The organism is Eggerthella sp. (assembly GCF_048329335.1).
GTDB lineage: Bacteria > Actinomycetota > Coriobacteriia > Coriobacteriales > Eggerthellaceae > Eggerthella > Eggerthella lenta.
The window spans coordinates 1-18310 of sequence record NZ_DBFEGU010000208.1; the positions used below are offsets into that span (position 1 = coordinate 1).

General features: G+C 61.3%; 25 protein-coding genes. All 25 read left to right on the top strand.

Annotated elements, in window-relative coordinates:
* Positions 1–121: 121 nt before the first annotated feature.
* Positions 122–4444, top strand: a complete 4323-nt coding sequence (locus ACMO6A_RS06790; RefSeq protein WP_009306360.1) for a beta strand repeat-containing protein — start codon at positions 122–124, stop codon at positions 4442–4444.
* A 204-nt stretch (positions 4445–4648) separates the two neighbouring features.
* Entirely contained in the window at positions 4649–5086 is a 438-nt protein-coding gene (locus tag ACMO6A_RS06795) for a hypothetical protein (RefSeq protein ID WP_009306359.1), read from the top strand.
* A gap of 1 nt (position 5087) precedes the next feature.
* On the top strand, positions 5088–5873 hold the full coding sequence (locus tag ACMO6A_RS06800) for a hypothetical protein (RefSeq protein WP_009306358.1): 786 nt from the start codon (positions 5088–5090) through the stop codon (positions 5871–5873).
* Positions 5870–6133, top strand: coding sequence for a PqqD family protein (locus tag ACMO6A_RS06805; RefSeq protein ID WP_009306357.1), 264 nt, complete (start codon positions 5870–5872; stop codon positions 6131–6133). Before ACMO6A_RS06800 ends, ACMO6A_RS06805 begins: the two co-directional genes overlap by 4 nt.
* Positions 6130–6585, top strand: a complete 456-nt coding sequence (locus ACMO6A_RS06810; RefSeq protein WP_009306356.1) for a S24/S26 family peptidase — start codon at positions 6130–6132, stop codon at positions 6583–6585. Before ACMO6A_RS06805 ends, ACMO6A_RS06810 begins: the two co-directional genes overlap by 4 nt.
* The gene (locus ACMO6A_RS06815) at positions 6585–8348 is read left to right on the top strand and encodes an ABC transporter ATP-binding protein (RefSeq protein ID WP_009306355.1); all 1764 of its coding nucleotides are present in this window, start codon (positions 6585–6587) and stop codon (positions 8346–8348) included. The genes ACMO6A_RS06810 and ACMO6A_RS06815 overlap by 1 nt, the downstream gene beginning before the upstream one ends.
* Entirely contained in the window at positions 8345–9652 is a 1308-nt protein-coding gene (locus ACMO6A_RS06820; RefSeq protein ID WP_009306354.1) for a nucleotidyltransferase family protein, read from the top strand. The genes ACMO6A_RS06815 and ACMO6A_RS06820 overlap by 4 nt, the downstream gene beginning before the upstream one ends.
* Before the next feature lie 369 nt (positions 9653–10021).
* Complete coding sequence (rplB, locus tag ACMO6A_RS06825; protein ID WP_009306353.1) at positions 10022–10852, top strand: 50S ribosomal protein L2; 831 nt, start codon at positions 10022–10024, stop codon at positions 10850–10852.
* Positions 10853–10874: 22 nt separating this feature from the next.
* The gene (rpsS, locus tag ACMO6A_RS06830) at positions 10875–11150 is read left to right on the top strand and encodes a 30S ribosomal protein S19 (protein ID WP_009306352.1); all 276 of its coding nucleotides are present in this window, start codon (positions 10875–10877) and stop codon (positions 11148–11150) included.
* Positions 11151–11165: 15 nt separating this feature from the next.
* On the top strand, positions 11166–11507 hold the full coding sequence (gene rplV, locus ACMO6A_RS06835; protein ID WP_009306351.1) for a 50S ribosomal protein L22: 342 nt from the start codon (positions 11166–11168) through the stop codon (positions 11505–11507).
* 5 nt (positions 11508–11512) lie between these two features.
* The gene (gene rpsC / locus ACMO6A_RS06840) at positions 11513–12226 is read left to right on the top strand and encodes a 30S ribosomal protein S3 (protein ID WP_009306350.1); all 714 of its coding nucleotides are present in this window, start codon (positions 11513–11515) and stop codon (positions 12224–12226) included.
* Entirely contained in the window at positions 12226–12648 is a 423-nt protein-coding gene (gene rplP / locus ACMO6A_RS06845) for a 50S ribosomal protein L16 (RefSeq protein ID WP_009306349.1), read from the top strand. Before rpsC ends, rplP begins: the two co-directional genes overlap by 1 nt.
* Entirely contained in the window at positions 12649–12843 is a 195-nt protein-coding gene (rpmC, locus tag ACMO6A_RS06850) for a 50S ribosomal protein L29 (protein ID WP_009306348.1), read from the top strand.
* A 27-nt stretch (positions 12844–12870) separates the two neighbouring features.
* Complete coding sequence (gene rpsQ / locus ACMO6A_RS06855) at positions 12871–13131, top strand: 30S ribosomal protein S17 (protein WP_009306347.1); 261 nt, start codon at positions 12871–12873, stop codon at positions 13129–13131.
* 51 nt (positions 13132–13182) lie between these two features.
* Positions 13183–13551, top strand: a complete 369-nt coding sequence (gene rplN / locus ACMO6A_RS06860) for a 50S ribosomal protein L14 (RefSeq protein WP_009306346.1) — start codon at positions 13183–13185, stop codon at positions 13549–13551.
* A gap of 23 nt (positions 13552–13574) precedes the next feature.
* Positions 13575–13886, top strand: coding sequence for a 50S ribosomal protein L24 (gene rplX, locus ACMO6A_RS06865; protein WP_174262984.1), 312 nt, complete (start codon positions 13575–13577; stop codon positions 13884–13886).
* A gap of 125 nt (positions 13887–14011) precedes the next feature.
* A complete protein-coding gene (gene rplE / locus ACMO6A_RS06870) occupies positions 14012–14563 on the top strand; it encodes a 50S ribosomal protein L5 (protein ID WP_009306344.1) in 552 nt (183 codons plus the stop codon).
* Between the two features lie 106 nt (positions 14564–14669).
* Positions 14670–14855 carry a type Z 30S ribosomal protein S14 gene (locus ACMO6A_RS06875; RefSeq protein WP_009306343.1) on the top strand — a complete coding sequence of 62 codons (186 nt, stop codon included), beginning with the start codon at positions 14670–14672 and terminating at the stop codon, positions 14853–14855.
* A 106-nt stretch (positions 14856–14961) separates the two neighbouring features.
* The gene (gene rpsH, locus ACMO6A_RS06880) at positions 14962–15360 is read left to right on the top strand and encodes a 30S ribosomal protein S8 (protein ID WP_009306342.1); all 399 of its coding nucleotides are present in this window, start codon (positions 14962–14964) and stop codon (positions 15358–15360) included.
* 17 nt (positions 15361–15377) lie between these two features.
* Complete coding sequence (rplF, locus tag ACMO6A_RS06885; RefSeq protein ID WP_009306341.1) at positions 15378–15917, top strand: 50S ribosomal protein L6; 540 nt, start codon at positions 15378–15380, stop codon at positions 15915–15917.
* Positions 15918–15954: 37 nt separating this feature from the next.
* Positions 15955–16323 (top strand): 50S ribosomal protein L18, encoded by a 369-nt coding sequence (gene rplR, locus ACMO6A_RS06890; RefSeq protein WP_009306340.1) that lies wholly within the window; start codon positions 15955–15957, stop codon positions 16321–16323.
* 15 nt (positions 16324–16338) lie between these two features.
* On the top strand, positions 16339–16866 hold the full coding sequence (gene rpsE / locus ACMO6A_RS06895) for a 30S ribosomal protein S5 (RefSeq protein ID WP_009306339.1): 528 nt from the start codon (positions 16339–16341) through the stop codon (positions 16864–16866).
* Complete coding sequence (rpmD, locus tag ACMO6A_RS06900; RefSeq protein WP_009306338.1) at positions 16866–17057, top strand: 50S ribosomal protein L30; 192 nt, start codon at positions 16866–16868, stop codon at positions 17055–17057. Before rpsE ends, rpmD begins: the two co-directional genes overlap by 1 nt.
* 143 nt (positions 17058–17200) lie before the next feature.
* Positions 17201–17650, top strand: coding sequence for a 50S ribosomal protein L15 (gene rplO / locus ACMO6A_RS06905; RefSeq protein ID WP_009306337.1), 450 nt, complete (start codon positions 17201–17203; stop codon positions 17648–17650).
* A partial coding sequence (locus tag ACMO6A_RS06910) for a preprotein translocase subunit SecY (RefSeq protein ID WP_418470990.1) occupies positions 17644–18310 on the top strand: 667 nt, incomplete at its 3' end. The genes rplO and ACMO6A_RS06910, both read left to right, overlap by 7 nt.

Sequence of the window (18310 nt, forward strand, 5' to 3'; positions counted from 1 at the left end):
GGGGGGGGGGTATTCTATTTTCATTGCTCATCATTACCGAGCGATTACGTTTGCTGGAAGGCATACATGCATACGTACTAGCAAAAGACTGAGCAAAAGCAGACGAGAAAGGCGGGGCCGTATGAAGAAAAGAAAAGGAGCGGATCAGCTGCTAGCAGTGGCGCTTAGCGCATCCATGGTCGTTTCCATGAATGCGCCCATTGCCGCATGGGCTGATACGGGCGAGGAAAGTTCTGCCGTGGTCGGTTCGCAGGTGGCGGAAACCGAGCCGGTCGTACCTGTTGAAGAGCAGGTGACCGACTCGAGCGCAGAACCGACGGTTGAGTCGTCCGAGATCGTCGACGTTGTCAAGACGACGGAGACTCCGGTTGCATTTGCAGCTGGAGAAACGCAGAATGCAACTGCAGTGGCCACCATCGACGGCACCGCGTACGACACGCTCGCCGCCGCCATCGCCGCCGTTCCAGATTCGGGGGCCACGCCGACAACCATCACGTTGAACAGCGATGCCACCGGCGGAGTTAAAATCAACGGCGACAAGAACGTCATCCTCGATTTGAACAGCCATACGTACAACGTCGTGCAGGGAGTTGGCTCCACAGGCACCGAGACGAACGGCATGCAGCTTATCAAGGGCAGCACCGTGGTCATCAAGAACGGCACCATGACGGCCAGCGCGAACGCGGGCCTGCACTTCATGATCAAGAACTACGGTGACTTGACGCTCGAAAACGTTGTCGTGCAGGCTTCGGGCCTCGGCAATGGCGACTCGACCGTCAACAACTGCGGCAACCTGACCGTTCGGGGAGCCAATGCGAGTATCGCCGCTCCTCAAGGCGGCTATGCGGTGACTACCGGCAACTATGTCGTCGGCACGCATCCGCGCACCGTTATCGAGGCCGGCGCCATCGACAGCGTGTATACCGAGGGAAGCTTCTGGGAAGCGAGCGGTGCTGGTCAGGATCATAGCAGCTCTACGGTTTCCACCGAGATTACCGGCGGTACGATCGGATCGATCGGCATCAGCTATTGGGATGCGGCGAAAGATCTTGCATGGACGTTTGACGTGGGACCCGATGCTACGATTGGGACCGTCAACGATTTCGCAGCTAACGTGGGAACCGGTTACTACGCAAGCCTCAAAGACGCCATCGCGGCAGCTCAACCTGGTGATACGGTGACCTTGACGAACGACGTGCAGCTTTCTAGGAGCGGAGACGCCTTGCAGGTGTCGGGTGCGGACAAGAGCATCGTGCTCGATCTGAATGGGAAGTCGATCGTCGCCGATGAAACAATCGGCGCCAAAGTGACTGATGGCGCGAAACTTACGGTTAGGGACTCTGCCGAGGGTGGCAAGATCCAGCTCGTCAAATACGGCTTCGAGGTGGTTGGGGATACGAAGTACACCGACGGATCCAAGCCGGATCCGAGCAATGCGGTATCCTCTACGCTTACGCTTGAGGGCGGTACTATCGCGAACAGCGGTGGCTATGCAGCAACCGTGTATCCGTACGGCAACGGTGCGACCCTCAATGTGACCGGCGGTACCATCGAGAACACGTATGCGAACGGAGCCGTCGATGGCGGGTTCGCCGTTTCGGGCAACGGAACTCGCAACGGCTCTCTTGATTACGGCGGCATCGCCGTCAATGTCACGGGCGGCACGATCAAGAGCGCTCAGGATTGCGCCATGTACCTGCCAGGATATGGCGATGTGAGCATCACGGGCGGCACCGTCGAGGGCTGGACCGGAATCGAGATCGATTCCGGCAACCTCTCGATCGGCGGAGACGCGGTTGTGAAGTCGACGTATCAAGGCGACGGCACGCGCAAATACAAGACCAGCGGCGACGGCAACTACAATTTCGGAGCTGCGCTGGCCGTTGTGAGCAAGGGGTCGCAGGCCGCTACGGGCTATTACGGTCACATGAACATTGACATCGCCGGAGGCACGTTGGAAAGCGCAAGCTACTACGCCATCGACGAGTACAATCTTGCTCACGTGCAGGATAATGCCAAGGCAAGCACCCCGTATATCGACTCTCTTGCCATCACCGGCGGGACGTTCAAGGGGTCGGTAGGCGCCATCCTGTCTGATAACATGGCCGGATTCGTTACCGGCGGCACATATTCCAGCGATCCTGTTGCGTACATCCCTGCGGGGTACGAGACGACCCAGACGGTTGACAGCATGTGGGAGGTGGCCGCTGTCGCTGTCGCCAAGGTGGGCGATATCGAGTACGCTTCGTTGCAGGACGCCATCGATGCGACGGCGGACGGCCAGGCCATTTCCCTGATCGCGAATGCGACCGAGAACGTCACTGTACCTGCGACTGCTAACTGCACGCTTGACTTGGCTGGCTACACGCTGAACGGCGGGACGGTTGCAAGCAAGGCCGCGCTGACCAACAACGGTACTTTGGTCATCAAGGATTCGGTCGGCGGCGGTGCGGTGAAGCGCAACGACTCCCAGACGGCGGGCTACTACGTCGTGGACAACCAGGGAACGATGACGGTCGATGGCGGTTCGTTCTCGAACAATTCTGGTTTTTACGATGAAGCGAAGAATACATGGAGCGCTGCTTCGCTGGTGAGGAACGGCGGAGTCGCGGCAGATCGCGCGAACACGCTTATCGTGAACGGTGGCACCTTCGAGCAGCCCGGGTTCATCGTCGTGAAGAACGACGACTACGGCAAGCTGACCGTGAACGGCGGCACTTTCCGCACTCAGGATCAAACGTACACCCAAAAAGATGGCGTACAGGCTACGTCTGTAAATTCGGCGATCCAGAACTGGGGCCAGGCGACCGTCAGCGGCGGCGACATCCAGGGTGCGTTGTGGGTTGATACGTGGAGCAACGATCTGCCATCTAGCGAGATGACCGTGGGCGGCAACGTGCAGTTCAAGGGCAAAGTTGTCATGGGCAGCTACGCTTCCCAGCACGGCATCTCCAAGCAGGCCATTCTGAAGGTGACCGGCGGATCGTTCGACGTCGAGAGCTGGAGCGTTCCGAGCGAAGCCGCTCTGGTGTCCCTGACCGGTGGCACCTTCAGTGCCCAGATTCCGGCAGGATGCGTGGCCGACGGTTACCTGGTGGAGCCGAATACCGATAAAACCGTGTACACCGTGAAGAAGGCCTCTGAGACCGAGAACAAAGTCCAAGTTGTCGACAAAGACGGCAATGCCACGGGTGTTGCCAAGAGCGTCAGCGAAGTAGTTGAGGAAGTGCAGAAGTCGGGCGGCTCGCTGGTTCTGGCGGGCGACGTTGCCGAGACTGGCGGCATCACCATTCCCACCCCTCAAACTGGAACCGAAGCGAAGCCGGTGGCCATCGAGCTGAACGGCAACGATGTTACCACGTCGGGCACTGATGCGGCGGTTAAGGTCGGCAAAGGCGCCGAGCTGGTCATCAGCGATGCGAAGGGTTCCGGCGTGATTTCCTCGACGAGCACTCAGGCTCCTGCCGTGGAGGTTGCCGGTACGGTGACGCTCGACGGTGCCACGGTGACAAGCTCGTCCAACGACGGCATCAAGGTTGCGGCGGGTGCAACGTTGACGGTGAAGAGCGGCGTGGTTGAGGCTAAGGCAGCAACTCCGAAGCTGGAGTCCCGCTCCGCGCGTTCTGCGGCTCCCAGTCAGTACGGCATCTCTGCCGTCGGCGAGCAGGGCAAGACTACCACGCTGAACATCGAGGGCGGCAAGATCTCCGGCGAGGCGGGTGCGCTCGGCATCGGCCAGAACGTGACCTGCTCGGTAACGGGCGGCGTGTTCAACAGCAATGTTTCGCAGTATGTGAATAGCCAGAACTACAAGCAGACCGAGGCAAACGGCCTGTACTACGTTGCTCCGAATGCTGACAATGCGTACAACGTCGCGCAGTTCAAGACGAATGCAGCCGATCCGAGCACGTGGACCGCGCCGACTGCTCCTGAAGGCCAGACGTTCGCGGGCTGGTACGCCGACAGCCAGTACGGCACTCCCAGCACCGCGACCGAGGGCACTGTATACGCGAAGTTCGTGAACATCGCCGACGTGATGAAGTTCAAGGGCGGATCGCTTCGCATGGATGCTACGCCCTCGGTATCAGAAGGCTTGCGTTTTGGGTACTCGCTATTCCTTCCAGAAGAAATGCAGTTTGTGAGCTCTGGTTGGAAGTACACAATTAAAGGCACCGACTACACCAAGGTGGCTGAGCATCAAGCGCTGTATGACTCCGGCGTGATCGATACAAACTTGGTTTTCCTCAATGTTCCCAAGAACGACTATGCGGAAGATATTTCAGTCGAAATGTATGTAACGTACAAAACTTCCGATGGCACTACGGTGACATTTAAAGAACCAACTGCGCAGATTCGTTCAGTGAATAAGGTGGCGCAATTCATCCTAGATTCTCCGAACGCTTCGGCGGAAGAGAAAGAGTATGCACAAAAGATCCTCGCTTAGAGGGACGAGAGAAAGAGTAGGTTTAAGCAATGAAGTATGAAACTCCCAGCATGGAAGTAGTCGAGTTCGAGGGCAAGGACGTTGTGTGCTCCTCCATGCCTGGCGACGATACCGTGGAATTTCCTCACGCACTCTAAAGCATAGCAAGGGCGACAGGGGCGCACGGGTTGCGCCCCTGTCGTGTTGATGAAGGGCGGTTGATCGATGGAACGGAAACATATCGCAATCACCGCTGCGGTTGCCGCTGCGGCGGTCATTCTTGTTGGAGGTATTGGTTTGGCGTGCACCGGCCTGCTAAATGGCGAACCCGACAAGGCGACGCCCGAGAACTCGCTTCCCTCTACGGACAAGCCCGTCCAAGATGCGAAGCAGCAGATAAGCGCGCCTGATGAGTCCGGCGATGCAGTACAGCCTCTGCCAAGCACGGAAGGCTCTTCTGGCGCAGCGGCTTCGGGCGAGGGGCCGGAGGCGGCGGGCGATCAGCCCGCGCCCGAATCGGGCAATGAGAATTCCGGCGGAAATTCTGCCGATAACACAGTGGACTTCGGCTCGCCCGGATCCGACAATCCGTCCGATGAGCAAAAGCCTCCGGCTGAGCAGAGTCCGTCGGGCGATGGAGAGCGTTGGACGGGGTACTACTAAGATGCCGCAATTCTGCCTTCAGCTGGCCGGGCTTTCGGTGTCGGTTGCATCGCAGTACTCACAGGTGGAGCACATGTGTTCAGGCTACGAGGTGCCGAAAGGCGCCTCGAGCGATATCGACGTGCGCATTGATCCGCAGGATATCGACGCCGAGCGCGACGAGGGCGCATGGTCGGACGCCTACCTGGAGACGCTTGCGGTGTATCGGCAGATCGCCGAGGCCTTGCCTGCGTTCGATCGCATGCTGGTGCATGGGGCTCTGCTCTCGTTCCAAGGCGAGGGCTACCTGTTTGCAGCTCCCAGCGGCACGGGCAAGTCGACGCACGCGCTTTTGTGGAAGCGCTTTTTGGGCGATGCGGTCAGTATCGTCAATGGCGACAAGCCCATCGTTCGCCTAACCGGCGAGGGCGACGTCCCCGTAGCGTACGGCACGCCGTGGGCGGGCAAAGAAGGCTGGCATGAAAACGCTTCCGTGCCGCTTCGCGCCGTGTGTTTTCTGCGGCAGGCTCCAACGAACAGCATCGGGCTCCTGGACGCTTCCGGTTGCGTTGGCCGGCTTTTACGGCAAGTGTATCTGCCGTTCGACAGCCGCGCCGCCGCGCGCACGTTGGAACTGTCGGACAGGCTGGTCGGATGCGTTCCGATGTACGAATTGGCGTGCGACGTGTCGCATGACGCCGTTCGATGCAGCTTTGAGACGCTGACGGGGCGGCGCTTCTCGGATTGGGATATAAGCACATCGTGCCTGGATGCGAGCCAGGCATGCAGGGGAAGGAGCGTGACGTGAGGATTAAGGACGGGTTCGTGCTGAGGGACGTGGCCGGGCAGACGGTGGTCATCGCAACGGGCGAGGCCAGCCGCGACTTTCATGGCATGGTGAAGCTGAACGGGACGGGTCGCGTTATTTGGGAAGGGCTTTCTCGCGGCGACGATGCGGAAGATATCGCCCAGGAGCTCGTGAAAAGCTACGACGTGGATCTCGAAACCGCGCAACGCGATGTCGCGTCGTTCGTGGCCACCGCGCAGAAAGCCGGCTTTTTGGCATGACGACGCTGTCGACCATTGCGGAGGTGCTTGAGCGCGAGGGCGTCTATGTGGGGGTTACCAGCGGCGTCAGCATGTGGCCCATGATCCGCGACCGATGCGACACCGTCGTGGTGCGTCCGCCATGCGGTCGGCTTCGGCGCTTTGACGTCGCCCTGTACAAGCGCGATGATCGCTATGTGCTGCATCGCGTGGTGGAGGTGCTGGCTGATTCGTATGTGATTTGCGGCGACAACTGCATAGGCCGCGAACACGACATAACCGATGCCGACGTCCTTGGTGTTCTCACAGGGTTTTACCGAGGCGAAACCCAGGTGAACATGCAAGGGACGGGGTATCGGTGCTACGTGCGCGCGTGGTGCGGGGCGTATCCGGCGCGTCGAGCGCTCATGCGACTTCGTCGCTCGCTCGGTCGCGTCAAGGCTTTCGTTCTCGAAGCGGGTAGGTGCGTCTGATGACGTTGCGTGCAAGCGCCGGAGCGCAGGTCGACGCCTTGCGCGATCGGTTTCGGGTGCAGCGATGGATCGTGCGCGTGGGCGGGCCGGGGACATGGCTGGTGGTTGGCCTTGCGGCTCTGCGTGCGGTGGCGGCGGTCATCGCGGTGGCGTTCGCCCTTGTTATGAGGGCGTGCATCGATCAGGCTGTGGCGGGCTCGTCCCAAGGGTTCTCCGCTGCCGTGTGCGCGTTCGGCGTTCTTCTTGCCACGCAGGTGGGCGTGCTATGCACCTGCCGCGCGCTCTCCGAGGCGGCCCAGGCCACGCTTGAGAATCGGTTTCGCCAGCAAGCGCTTGCGGCGATGCTCGAAGGTGATTTCGGCTTGGCGTCGAGACGACATACCGGTGACGTGTCTGCGCGCATGACGTCCGATGCGCGCGTGGTGGCCGAGGGGGCAACCGGAGCGCTTCCCGAAGCGGCGTCCTCGATCACGCGGTTACTCGGGTCGCTTGCGGTGATGGGCATGCTGGCCCCTCTGCTTGCCGCAGTGCTGGTGGCGGTGGGCTGTCTGGTTGGCGCGGTTTCCCTTGCGTTGCGCTCGCATCAGAAAAAGCTTCATCGTTGCGTGCAGGAGGCGGAAAGCTCCGTTCGTTGCTACGTGCAGGAATGCTTGGAAAGCTTGCTGATGGTGCGTTCGTTCGGGTGCGAGCGCAAGGTGATTGGCCAGAGCCGTCGGGTTATGGACGAGCATCTGAGCTCTCGCATGCGCAAGATGGCGTTCTCGAACGCCTGCAGCACGGGTCTTTCCGCGGCAATGCAAGGCGGATACCTCCTGTGCTTCGCGTGGTGCGGTTGGGGGCTTTTGAATGGCTCGGTCAGCTACGGCACCATGATGGCCGTTGTTCAGCTGACCGGTCAGGTGCAGGCGCCCTTTGCGGGAATGGGATCCCTGTTCTCGCGCTACGCCTCCATGTTGGCTAGCGCAGAGCGTCTCATGGAACTCGATCAGGCCGTCGGACGTTTCTCCTGCGCAGGCGGAGCGTACCCGGGCGGACGCGACTCCGTGGCAGTGCCGGCTTCCTCGTTGGAATCGTTCGGTTTGGACAAGGCCTTCTTTCGCTACGATCAAGACGGCGCGCGCGAGGCTTTGTGCGACTGCTCGTTCGATGTGCACGCGGGGGAGGTAGTGGCGCTTGTGGGGGAGAGCGGCGCCGGTAAAAGCACGGCGATGCGTCTTCTGCTGGGGGCGTATCAGCCTGACGAGGGAAGCGCGTATGTGCGTGCAGAGGGGCGCCGAATTTCGGCATCCTCGGTTCGCCCAGGGTTGTTCGCGTACGTTCCGCAGGGTAATTGCCTGCTTTCGGGCACGGCGCGCGAGGTGGTTGCGTTTGCCGACGGGGATGGCGCTCCCGATGACGCGCGTGTCAGGGACGCCTTGTATGCGGCCTGCGCCGACGAGTTCGTCGACGGCTTGCCCGGCGGGCTCGATGCTCGTCTGGGAGAGCGCGGCGCCGCTCTTTCGGAAGGGCAGAGGCAACGGCTCGCCGTTGCCCGAGCTGTATACAGCGGCGCGCCCGTGTTGCTGCTCGACGAGGCCACGTCCGCGCTCGATACCGCTTGCGAGGAGCGGATGATCCGTCGTTTGCGCGAGCTTCCCGATCGCACGGTGCTCATGGCAACGCATCGGGGCAGGGCGGTGGCTCTGTGCGATCGCGTCGTGCAGGTGGGCGGTCGCGTATCTACGGAGGGCTGCCCGAATCTTGAAAGAAGGAAAAGCTTATGAGGGAAAGCGCGTTCTATTTGATTCACTTGATGTCGTGTGCATTGAACGACGTGCAGCCCTGTTCGCTGCCCGAAGGCGCCTCTTGGGATGAAGTCTACGCGTTGGCGGAGTTCAACAGCGTGGAGGGCTTGGCTTGGACGTCGGCTCGCCGGGTTCGCGATGTTCCGGCAGACATGCTGAAGGAATGGAGCGCGACTGCCGACATGACCTTGTACCGTTGCGTGAGCTACGGCATCGAGCGCGAGGCCGTGCTTGCCGCTTTGGCGGATCGCGGCCTGTCGTGGCTTCCTCTTAAGGGCGCGCTGCTGGTGGATTTGTATCCGTCGCCCCATATGCGATCCATGGCGGACAACGATATTCTGTACGGATTCGTAGAAGAAGACCCTGCCGGTGGGTTTCGGATTGCGGGGGCTACCGAAGCCGACCGCGAGCGCACTACGGCGCGCGCCGTGCGTGTGGCTGTTGAGGTTATGGAGGCGCGCGGTTACCGGACCATATCGAAAACAGCAGGCAATCATGAGTCGTTCGTTAAGAACCCTCACTTCAATTTCGAACTTCACCGCAGGTTGGTATCGCCTTCCAGTCCGCAGGCTGCGTACTACCATAACCCCTGGCAGCGTGCCGTGCCCGTCCGCTTGGATTCGAATGCCGCCGAAGGCGAGGCGTCCGATGCCGGCCGGGGCGGAAGGGGATGGGAGTATCGCTTCTCGGACGATGACTTCTACCTGCACCTGGTTTCGCATGCTTTCAAGCATTATGACGCATCGGGTTGCGGTATCAGGTTTTTGGTCGATCAGCTGGTGTTTCTACGTGCACGCGGCAAGGGTCTCGATCGATCCTATCTTGCAGACGAGCTTTCCAAGCTGGGTCTTCGAGATTTTGAGCAGTGGACGCGCAGGCTGTCGTTTCGCGCGCTGGAGGATCCGCGAGCGGCTTGCCGTTGCGCGCAAGGGCGGGACGCTGAAAGAGGCCCGGCGCAAAAGACAGCGGGTCTTTCGGATGCCGACCAGGCGCGTCTTCTGCGCCTGATGAACGGCGGCACGTACGGTACGTGGCAGACCGTGATGGAGCGACGCCTGGAGGCCATTCGCGCAGACTCTCCCAACGATGACGCTGATGTCAAGAAGCGCTACGTTGCAAGCCGCGTGTTCGTCAGCGAGGAGCAGATGCAAGAAGCCTTTCCGTTCTTCTGGCGTCATGCATGGATGCGTCCCCTGCTCCCGCTTTACCGGATGGGGCGGGGCCTGGTACGCAACCCTAAAAAGATAGCGTGCGAGATAAAGGCGCTGCGTCGCTTGCGCTGATCAGCTGGCCTCGCCGTCCGTTCAAAGCAGGCGAAACCGTCGAAGCCGAAAAGCCCGGACGTTCCCGATGGACGAGCATGGCCGCTCAGCAGTCGAGCGTCCGGCTTTGCTTGCGTATCTTGTGTTCAGGTTGTGTGCAAGGGGGTTCGCGAATGATCGCCAAAAATCGATTCTTGAATACAAAGCGTTTTCTGCGTATAATTCTCGGTTGCGTCTGGACTTAGATGGATACACCCGGACGCGTGGCAACCGGAGTCGCACGTGCCCAGCCTCCCTGCGGCACATCGGCGGCAATCGGAGCCACGAAGAGACGAAGGATTCTCGGTGTACGGAGAGGCGTGCGAGCGAGAATCCGCAGAAAGGAAAGCAATGGGAGTCAAACAGTACAAGCCGACCAGCCCCGGCCGACGCTTCCAAACGGTCTCGGACTTCGCCGAGATCACGACGTCGACGCCGGAGAAGTCGCTGCTTGCGCCGCTGTCCAACAAGGCAGGACGCAACAACAACGGCCGCATCACCACCCGCCATCAGGGCGGCGGTAACAAGCGCCGTTACCGCATCATCGACTTCAAGCGCAACAAGGACGGCGTCCCCGCGAAGGTCGCGACCATCGAGTACGACCCGAACCGCAGCGCCCGCATCGCCCTGTTGCACTACGTCGACGGCGAGAAGCGCTACATCCTTCATCCGAAGGGCCTCCGCGTGGGCGATACCGTCATGAGCGGTGTCGAGGCCGACATCAAGCCGGGCAACGCCCTGCCGTTGGCCAACATCCCCGTCGGTACGCTCATCCACGCCGTGGAGCTGCAGCCGGGCAAGGGCGCCGCTATCGCCCGTTCCGCCGGCACCAGCATCCAGCTCATGGGCAAGGAGGGCGACTACGCCATCCTGCGCATGCCTTCCTCCGAAATGCGCCGCGTGCTCATCACGTGCCGCGCGACGGTGGGCGAGGTCGGTAACGCCGAGCACTCCAACATCAAGATCGGCAAGGCCGGTCGCAACCGTTGGAAGGGCATCCGTCCCAGCGTTCGCGGTACCGTCATGAACCCGGTCGACCACCCGCACGGCGGCGGCGAGGGCAAGAACAAGTCCGCTGGTCGTCACCCGGTCACCCCGTGGGGCGTTCCCACGAAGGGCCATCGCACCCGCAATCCCAAGAAGGCTTCGAGCCGCTTGATCATCCGCCGTCGCAAGAAGTAGCGCAAAGCGTTAAGGAGTAATAGTGAGTAGAAGTTTGAAGAAGGGTCCTTTCGTTGAACCGCGCCTTCTTGATCGTATCGAGAAGATGAATGCGGCGGGCGAGAAGAACGTCGTGAAGACCTGGTCGCGCTCGAGCACCATCTTCCCGGAAATGGTGGGTCACACCATCGCCGTGCACGATGGCCGCAAGCACGTGCCGGTATACGTTACGGAATCCATGGTCGGCCACAAGCTGGGCGAATTCGCCCCGACCCGCACCTTTAAGGGTCATTCCGCCGACAAGGGCAAGAAGAGATAAGAAGGGGTGAAAACAATGGAAGCTAAAGCAATTGCACGCTATGTCCGCGTTTCGCCCCGTAAGGCGCGTATCGTCATCGATCTGATTCGTGGCAAGTCCGTGCCCGCCGCTCGCGAGATCCTGCAGTTCTCCGACCGCGCCATCGCCGAGGTTGTCGCCAAGACGCTGAACTCCGCTGTGGCCAACGCCGAGAACCAGCACCACGTGCGCCCGGAAACGCTCATCGTGAAGGCCGCCTTCGCCGACGAAGGCCCCACGCTCAAGCGCATCCGTCCGCGCGCCAAGGGCTCCGCTTCGCGCATCCGCAAGCGCACGAGCCACATCACCATCATCGTTGCACCGCGAGAGGAGGCATAAGCCGCATGGGTCAGAAAGTAAGCCCCACCGGGTTCCGTCTCGGCATTACCGAGGAATGGCGTAGCCGCTGGTACGCCGACAAGGATTACGCCAAGAACCTGGCAAACGACTTGGCCATCAGGAAGTTTTTGGACAAGCAGCTCGCCCGTGCCGCCGTCTCCAAGATCGAGATCGAGCGCGCCGGCGACAAGATCAAGATCATCGTGACCACCGCCCGTCCGGGCGTCGTCATCGGCAAGAAGGGCGCTGAGATCGACTCGCTGCGCAAGAAGCTCGAGAAGGTCGCCAACGGTCCGGTGTCCATCGAGGTCGTCGAGGTCAAGCGCCCCGAGCTCGATGCTGCGCTCATCGCGCAGTCCGTTGCCGAGCAGCTCGAGGGACGCGTTGCGTTCCGCCGTGCGATGCGCAAGGCCGTCCAGTCCGCCCGCAAGAGCGGCGCCAAGGGCATCCGCATCCAGTGCTCCGGCCGTCTCGGCGGTGCCGAGATGAGCCGTCGCGAGTGGTATCGCGAAGGTCGCGTGCCGCTGCACACGCTGCGTGCCAAGATCGACTACGGTTTCGCCACGGCTGCTACGACGATGGGCTCCATCGGCGTGCAGGTGTGGGTGTACCACGGCGAAGTGCTCCCCGGCCAGAAGGCTCCCCAGCCGGCGCTCGAGGGCAGCTCTCGCCCCAGCCGTCCCCGTCGCAACGATCGTAACGATAGGAGGGCAAAGTAATGCTCGTACCTAAGCGCGTGAAGCACCGCAAGGTGCAGCGTGGTTCCATGAAGGGCAAGGCCAAAGGCGGCACCCGGTTGAACCACGGCGAATACGGCATCCAGGCGCTCGAAGCCGCTTGGATCACCAACCGCCAGATCGAGGCAGCCCGTATCGCCATGACCCGCTACATGAAGCGTGGCGGCAAGGTGTGGATCACGATCTTCCCGGACAAGCCCATCACGAAGAAGCCTGCCGAAACTCGCATGGGTTCCGGTAAGGGCAACCCCGAGGCATGGGTCGCGGTCGTCAAGCCCGGCCGCATCATGTTCGAGATCGGTGGCGTCGACGAGGCCGTCGCCAAGGAAGCGCTCCGCCTCGCCATCAACAAGTTGCCCATCAAGTGCAAGATTGTTTCTCGTGAAACGGAAGGGCAGGAATAAATGAAAGCAGCAGAGATCCGTGAGCTGTCTGCCGACGATTTGCAGGCGAAACTCAAGGAAGCGCGCGCGGAGCTTTTCAACCTGCGCTTCCAGATGGCTACGAGCCAGCTTGACAACACCGCCCGCGTGAAGCAGGTCAAAAAGGACATCGCGCGTATTCAGACCGAGATGCGCGCCCGCGAGCTGAGCGCATAGCCCGTCGGCTAGGAAGGTTGGATACACATGAGCGAAGAACGTAACTCCCGCAAGGTCCGTCAGGGCGTCGTGGTAAGCGCCGTCAACGACAAGACCTGCGTCGTGCAAGTCAAGGAGCGCAAGCCGCACCCCGTGTACGGCAAGATGATGACGACGACGAAGAAGTTCCATGCCCATGACGAGAACAACGAAGCCGGCCTCGGCGACACCGTTCAGATCATGGAAACGCGTCCGCTGTCGAAGATGAAGCGCTGGCGCCTCGTGAAGATCGTCGAGAAGGCCCAGTAGTCTTGCGCGCTCGTCGCGAAAGACTATCGAGATGAAAGTTAGGTTGAAGCAATGATTCAGATGCAAACCATGCTCGCAGTGGCCGATAACTCCGGCGCTCGCAAGGTGCAGTGCATCAAGGTCCTGGGCGGCTCCAAGCGCCGTTACGCGGGACTGGGCGATGTCATCATCTGCAGCGTTAAAGAAGCCGCGCCGAACACCAACGTGAAGAAGGGCGACGTCGTCCGCTGCGTGGTCGTTCGCGTGAAGAAGGAAGTTCGTCGTGCCGACGGCAGCTACATCAAGTTCGACCAGAACGCAGCCGTTCTGATCGACACGAACGGCGCCCCGCGCGGCACGCGCATCTTCGGGCCCGTCGCCCGCGAGCTGCGCGACAAGAAGTACATGAAGATCGTGTCCCTGGCACCTGAAACGCTCTAAGGAGGTGTGCGCAAATGAACAGCATGAACATCAAAAAGGGCGATAAGGTGAAGGTCCTGGCCGGCAAGGACAAGGGCAAAGAGGGCACGATCCTGCGCTCGCTGCCGCAGAAGCAGCGCGTCGTCGTGGAGAAGGTCAACATCGTCAAGAAGGCTCTTCGCCCCACGCAGCAGAACCCGCAGGGCGGTATCTCTTCGGTGGAGGCTCCCATCCACGTGTCGAACGTGATGCTGGTGTGCCCGAGCTGCAAGCAGCCCACGCGCGTCAGCAACAAGCGCGACGAGAACGGCAAGAAGGTCCGCGTCTGCAAGAAGTGCGGCAAGGACATCGACTAGCACATGAAGGCGGCGCGGCGCTTCGGCGGCGCGCCCCTTTGAGCAATGACCCCCTCCGGCCAGGCCGGTTGGGGACGCAGGGTCGGAAATCCTGCGTTTAATTCATCGAAAGGATACAGGAAAACATGACTGCTCCTCGCTTGAAGGAAAAGTACACCAACGAGATCGTGGCCAAGCTCGAGAAGGATCTCGCCCTCGACAACGTGAACAAGGTTCCGCGCCTTGAGAAGATCGTCGTGAACATGGGCGTGGGCGCCGCCGCTGCCGACCACAAGCTGCTGGACGCCGCCATGGGCGACCTGCGCATCATCACGGGCCAGCAGCCCTGCGTGACGCGCGCCAAGAAGTCCATCGCCGGTTTCCACGTGCGCGAAGGCCAGCCCATCGGCTGCAAGGTCACGCTGCGCGGCGACCGCATGTGGGAGTTCCTCGACCGTCTGCTGGCCACGGCGCTTCCCCGCGTGCGCGACTTCCGCGGCATCTCGCCGACCAGCTTCGACGGCCGCGGCAACTACACCATGGGCGTCACCGAGCAGCTTATCTTCTCGGAGATCGATTACGACAAGATCGATCGCACGCGCGGCATGGACATCACGTTCGTGACGACGGCTCCGGACGACGACAGCGCCTTCGCGCTGCTCGACGCGCTGGGCTTCCCGTTCAAGGACAAGGAATAACCCGCGTTGTCCCACCCAAGGCTGCCCCAAGGCAACCTGCGCTGAAACGTGCACTCGAGCCCGTCCGGACGATCGGACGGGCTGGATATAAGAAAGAAGGATTTGCATGGCTAAGAAATCGATGGTCGCCAAGGCCAAGCGCGAGCCGAAGTTCTCGACGCGTCAGCACAACCGCTGCACGCGCTGCGGACGTCCCCGCGCCTACTACCGCAAGTTCGGCCTGTGCCGCGTCTGCTTGCGCGAGTTGGCCAACAAAGGCGAACTGCCCGGCGTGACCAAAGCTTCGTGGTAAGCCACACGACGATTACGCTCGGGTGTGCCACGGTTCAGGCGGAGGCGTTACGGGCGCCGACGAACCGAATCGACAGGCTCATCACGGACCAAAGGAGAAAATCACTATGACCATGACCGACCCCATTGCAGATATGCTTACGCGCGTGCGTAACGCTAACTCTGCCGGCAAGCCGACGGTGTCCATGCCGTCCAGCAAGAAACTTGTCGAGATAGCCCGCATCATGCAGGAAGAGGGCTATGTTCAGGGCTACGACGTCATCGAGGGCGAGCCGCGCGCTACGCTCGAGATCACGTTGAAGTACGGTGACAAGAAGGCCAAGACGATCCGCGGCATCAAGCGCATCTCGAAGCCCGGCCTGCGCATCTACGCGGGCAAGGACGAGCTGCCCCGCGTGCTCGGTGGCCTCGGCACGGCTATCGTTTCGACGAGCAACGGCGTTATGACCGATCGCGATGCCCGTAAAAAGGGCGTTGGCGGCGAAGTCATCGCCTACATCTGGTAGGAAAGGGAGGGATAGATATGTCTCGTATTGGCAAGCTGCCCGTGACCGTTCCTGCCGGAGTCGATGTGACCATCGACGGCACGACGGTGACGGCGAAAGGGGCGAAGGGCGAACTGACCCGCACCTTCCCCGAGATCATGACCATCAAGCGGGAGGGCGACGACATCATCGTCGAGCGTCCGAACGACTCCCGCGAAGCGAAGGCCTACCACGGCCTCGTGCGCACGCTCATCGCCAACATGGTGGAGGGCGTGTCTGCCGGCTTCTCCAAGAAGCTGCAGCTCGTGGGCGTCGGCTACCGTGCCGCGCTCAAGGGCAAGGATCTTGAGATGCAGCTCGGCTTCTCCCATCCCGTGCTGGTGGAGGCTCCCGAGAACATCACGTTCGAGGTGCCCAGCCAGACCGAGATCATCGTGAGCGGTCCTTCCAAGGAGCAGGTCGGCCAGGTTGCCGCGAACATCCGCAAGTGGCGCAAGCCGGAGCCCTACAAGGGCAAGGGCATTCGCTATGAGGGCGAGCATGTCCGCCGCAAGGTCGGCAAGGCCGGCAAGGACTAGGCGCGAGCCGCGAACGACTGAGATCGAAGGGATTATCATGAACAAGCTTCAGAAAAAGCAGGCTGCGCTGGCTCGTCGCCATCGTCGCGTTCGCGGAAAGATCGCCGGTACGGCGGCTCGTCCCCGCGTGTGCGTCACGCGCAGCAACTCCAACATGTACGTGCAGGTGATCGACGACGTCGCCGGCAAGACGATCTGCGGCGTTTCCACGCTCGGCCCCGATTTCAAGGCCACGGGCAAGAGCGGCGCGACCGTCGAGGGCGCTGCCGCCCTGGGCGCGATCGTGGGCAAGAAGGCGCAGGAATCCGGTGTCACGGAAGTCGTGTTCGACCGTGGCGGCAACCTGTATCACGGGCGCATCAAGGCTTTGGCCGATGCCGCTCGCGAAGCAGGCTTGAAATTCTAGAAGGGGTTAAGGTCTATGGCTCGTAACAAACAAGACAACGCCGCGGTCCCCGAGCTTCAGGAGCGCGTCGTCTACATCAACCGCGTGTCGAAGGTTGTCAAGGGCGGCCGCCGCTTCGCGCTCACCGCGCTCGTGGTGGTCGGCGACGGCAACGGTCGCGTCGGCGTGGGCATGGGCAAGTCCCAGGAAGTGCCGATCGCCATCAAGAAGGGCGTCGAGGACGCGAAGAAGAACATGTTCAGCGTGCCGCTGACGGCCGAGAAGACGCTGCCGCACGAGATCATCGGCGAGTACGGCGCCGGTCGCGTGCTCATCAAGCCGGCTACGCCCGGTACCGGCGTTATCGCCGGCGGCGCGGCTCGTGCGGTCATGGAGCTGGCGGGCGTCACCGACTGCTTCGCCAAGTCGCTCGGCACCGACAACGTGATGAACGTGGTCAAGGCCACCGCCGAGGGCCTCAAGAACATGGAGAGCCCCGAGCAGGTTTCCGAGCGTCGCGGCATGTCCGTCTCCAAGATCTACGGCTGGAAGGAGAAGAACTAATGGCTGACGCAAAGAAGACCCTGCGCATCACCCAGGTGAAAAGCTCCATCGGCTACAAGGAAGACCAGGGCAAGACCCTGCGCGCGCTTGGCCTCGGCAAGATCAACCGCTCCGTGGAGCAGGTGGACAACGAGTCCGTCCGCGGCATGATCTTCAAGGTGAAGCACTTGGTCAAGGTCGAAGAGATCTAATCTTCGTGGTGCTTGGCAGGTAGGATATAATGATTCGTCGGCGTGCCGCAACGGCACGCCGATGGTCGATTTACGGAAGTTTGCTGGCGGCGAGCTGCCAGCGCCGGGAAGGGTCCCGGACAGCGAAAGAAGGAGAAACTAACATGGAACTCAAGGATCTCAAGCCGGCTGAAGGTTCGCGCAAGCCCCGCAAGCGCGTGGGTCGCGGTCCCGCGTCGGGCACGGGCAAGACGTCCGGTCGCGGTATGAACGGCCAGAAGTCGCGTGCTGGCGGCGGCAAGGGTGCAGGCTTCGAGGGCGGTCAGACGCCGCTCGCTCGTCGTCTGCCGAAGCTCCCGGGCTTCAAGAACATCAACCACGTGGAGTACCTGCCCGTCAACGTGAAGCGTCTCGAGGAGACCTTCGAGGCCGGCGACGTGGTGAACGGCGAAAGCCTCAAGGCCAAGGGCATCATCAAGCATGCCGACGCGCTCGTGAAGGTGCTGGGCGACGGCGAGATCACCAAGGCTCTCACCGTGCAGGTGGATAAGGTGTCTGCTTCCGCCAAGGCGAAGATCGAAGCAGCCGGAGGAAAGGTCGAAGAGCCTTGCTAAGCTCGATCATCGATGCATTCAAGGTACCGGAGCTGCGCAAGAAGATCTTGTTCACTCTGGCTATCCTCGCGCTGTATCGTTTCGGCGCGTACGTGCCGGTGCCCGGCATCCCGTTCAACGAGTTCGCGAACTCGTTCCAGGACTCGGGCGTGTCCATGACCATGCTCGACCTGTTCACGGGCGGTGCGTTGTCGAACTTCTCGGTGTTCTCGCTGGGCATCATGCCCTACATCACGGCATCGATCATCATGCAGCTGATGCAGGGCGTCATTCCCGCCATCGGGCGCTGGGCTAAGGAAGGCGAGACGGGTCGTCGCAAGATCACGCAGATCACGCGTTACCTGACGTTGGGTCTGGGTCTGATCAACGCCATCGGCTACCTGCTGCTGTTCAAGTCGCCGCAGTACGGCGTGGTGTTCTCCACGGAGGTGCCGGAGATCCTCACCGACATCCTCGTCGTGTTCACGCTCGTGGCGGGCACTGCGTTCATCATGTGGATGGGCGAGCTTATCACGCAGCGCGGCATCGGCAACGGCATGTCGCTCATCATCTTCGTGAGCATCGTGTCGCGCGTGCCGAGCGCCATTTTCTCGTCGATGAACCTCACGGCCGATACCACTATGGGCGTCGCGATTACGGTGGTCACCCTGCTTGTGGTGC

Bases quoted from the DNA above. Each gene is read 5' to 3' on its own strand.
- ACMO6A_RS06790 (WP_009306360.1), top strand. From the start codon at position 122: ATGAAGAAAAGAAAAGGAGCGGATCAGCTGCTAGCAGTGGCGCTTAGC.
- ACMO6A_RS06795 (WP_009306359.1), top strand. From the start codon at position 4,649: ATGGAACGGAAACATATCGCAATCACCGCTGCGGTTGCCGCTGCGGCG.
- ACMO6A_RS06800 (WP_009306358.1), top strand. From the start codon at position 5,088: ATGCCGCAATTCTGCCTTCAGCTGGCCGGGCTTTCGGTGTCGGTTGCA.
- ACMO6A_RS06810 (WP_009306356.1), top strand. From the start codon at position 6,130: ATGACGACGCTGTCGACCATTGCGGAGGTGCTTGAGCGCGAGGGCGTC.
- ACMO6A_RS06815 (WP_009306355.1), top strand. From the start codon at position 6,585: ATGACGTTGCGTGCAAGCGCCGGAGCGCAGGTCGACGCCTTGCGCGAT.
- ACMO6A_RS06820 (WP_009306354.1), top strand. From the start codon at position 8,345: ATGAGGGAAAGCGCGTTCTATTTGATTCACTTGATGTCGTGTGCATTG.
- rplB (WP_009306353.1), top strand. From the start codon at position 10,022: ATGGGAGTCAAACAGTACAAGCCGACCAGCCCCGGCCGACGCTTCCAA.
- rplV (WP_009306351.1), top strand. From the start codon at position 11,166: ATGGAAGCTAAAGCAATTGCACGCTATGTCCGCGTTTCGCCCCGTAAG.
- rpsC (WP_009306350.1), top strand. From the start codon at position 11,513: ATGGGTCAGAAAGTAAGCCCCACCGGGTTCCGTCTCGGCATTACCGAG.
- rplP (WP_009306349.1), top strand. From the start codon at position 12,226: ATGCTCGTACCTAAGCGCGTGAAGCACCGCAAGGTGCAGCGTGGTTCC.
- rpmC (WP_009306348.1), top strand. From the start codon at position 12,649: ATGAAAGCAGCAGAGATCCGTGAGCTGTCTGCCGACGATTTGCAGGCG.
- rpsQ (WP_009306347.1), top strand. From the start codon at position 12,871: ATGAGCGAAGAACGTAACTCCCGCAAGGTCCGTCAGGGCGTCGTGGTA.
- rplN (WP_009306346.1), top strand. From the start codon at position 13,183: ATGATTCAGATGCAAACCATGCTCGCAGTGGCCGATAACTCCGGCGCT.
- rplX (WP_174262984.1), top strand. From the start codon at position 13,575: ATGAACATCAAAAAGGGCGATAAGGTGAAGGTCCTGGCCGGCAAGGAC.
- rplE (WP_009306344.1), top strand. From the start codon at position 14,012: ATGACTGCTCCTCGCTTGAAGGAAAAGTACACCAACGAGATCGTGGCC.
- ACMO6A_RS06875 (WP_009306343.1), top strand. From the start codon at position 14,670: ATGGCTAAGAAATCGATGGTCGCCAAGGCCAAGCGCGAGCCGAAGTTC.
- rpsH (WP_009306342.1), top strand. From the start codon at position 14,962: ATGACCATGACCGACCCCATTGCAGATATGCTTACGCGCGTGCGTAAC.
- rplF (WP_009306341.1), top strand. From the start codon at position 15,378: ATGTCTCGTATTGGCAAGCTGCCCGTGACCGTTCCTGCCGGAGTCGAT.
- rplR (WP_009306340.1), top strand. From the start codon at position 15,955: ATGAACAAGCTTCAGAAAAAGCAGGCTGCGCTGGCTCGTCGCCATCGT.
- rpsE (WP_009306339.1), top strand. From the start codon at position 16,339: ATGGCTCGTAACAAACAAGACAACGCCGCGGTCCCCGAGCTTCAGGAG.
- rpmD (WP_009306338.1), top strand. From the start codon at position 16,866: ATGGCTGACGCAAAGAAGACCCTGCGCATCACCCAGGTGAAAAGCTCC.
- rplO (WP_009306337.1), top strand. From the start codon at position 17,201: ATGGAACTCAAGGATCTCAAGCCGGCTGAAGGTTCGCGCAAGCCCCGC.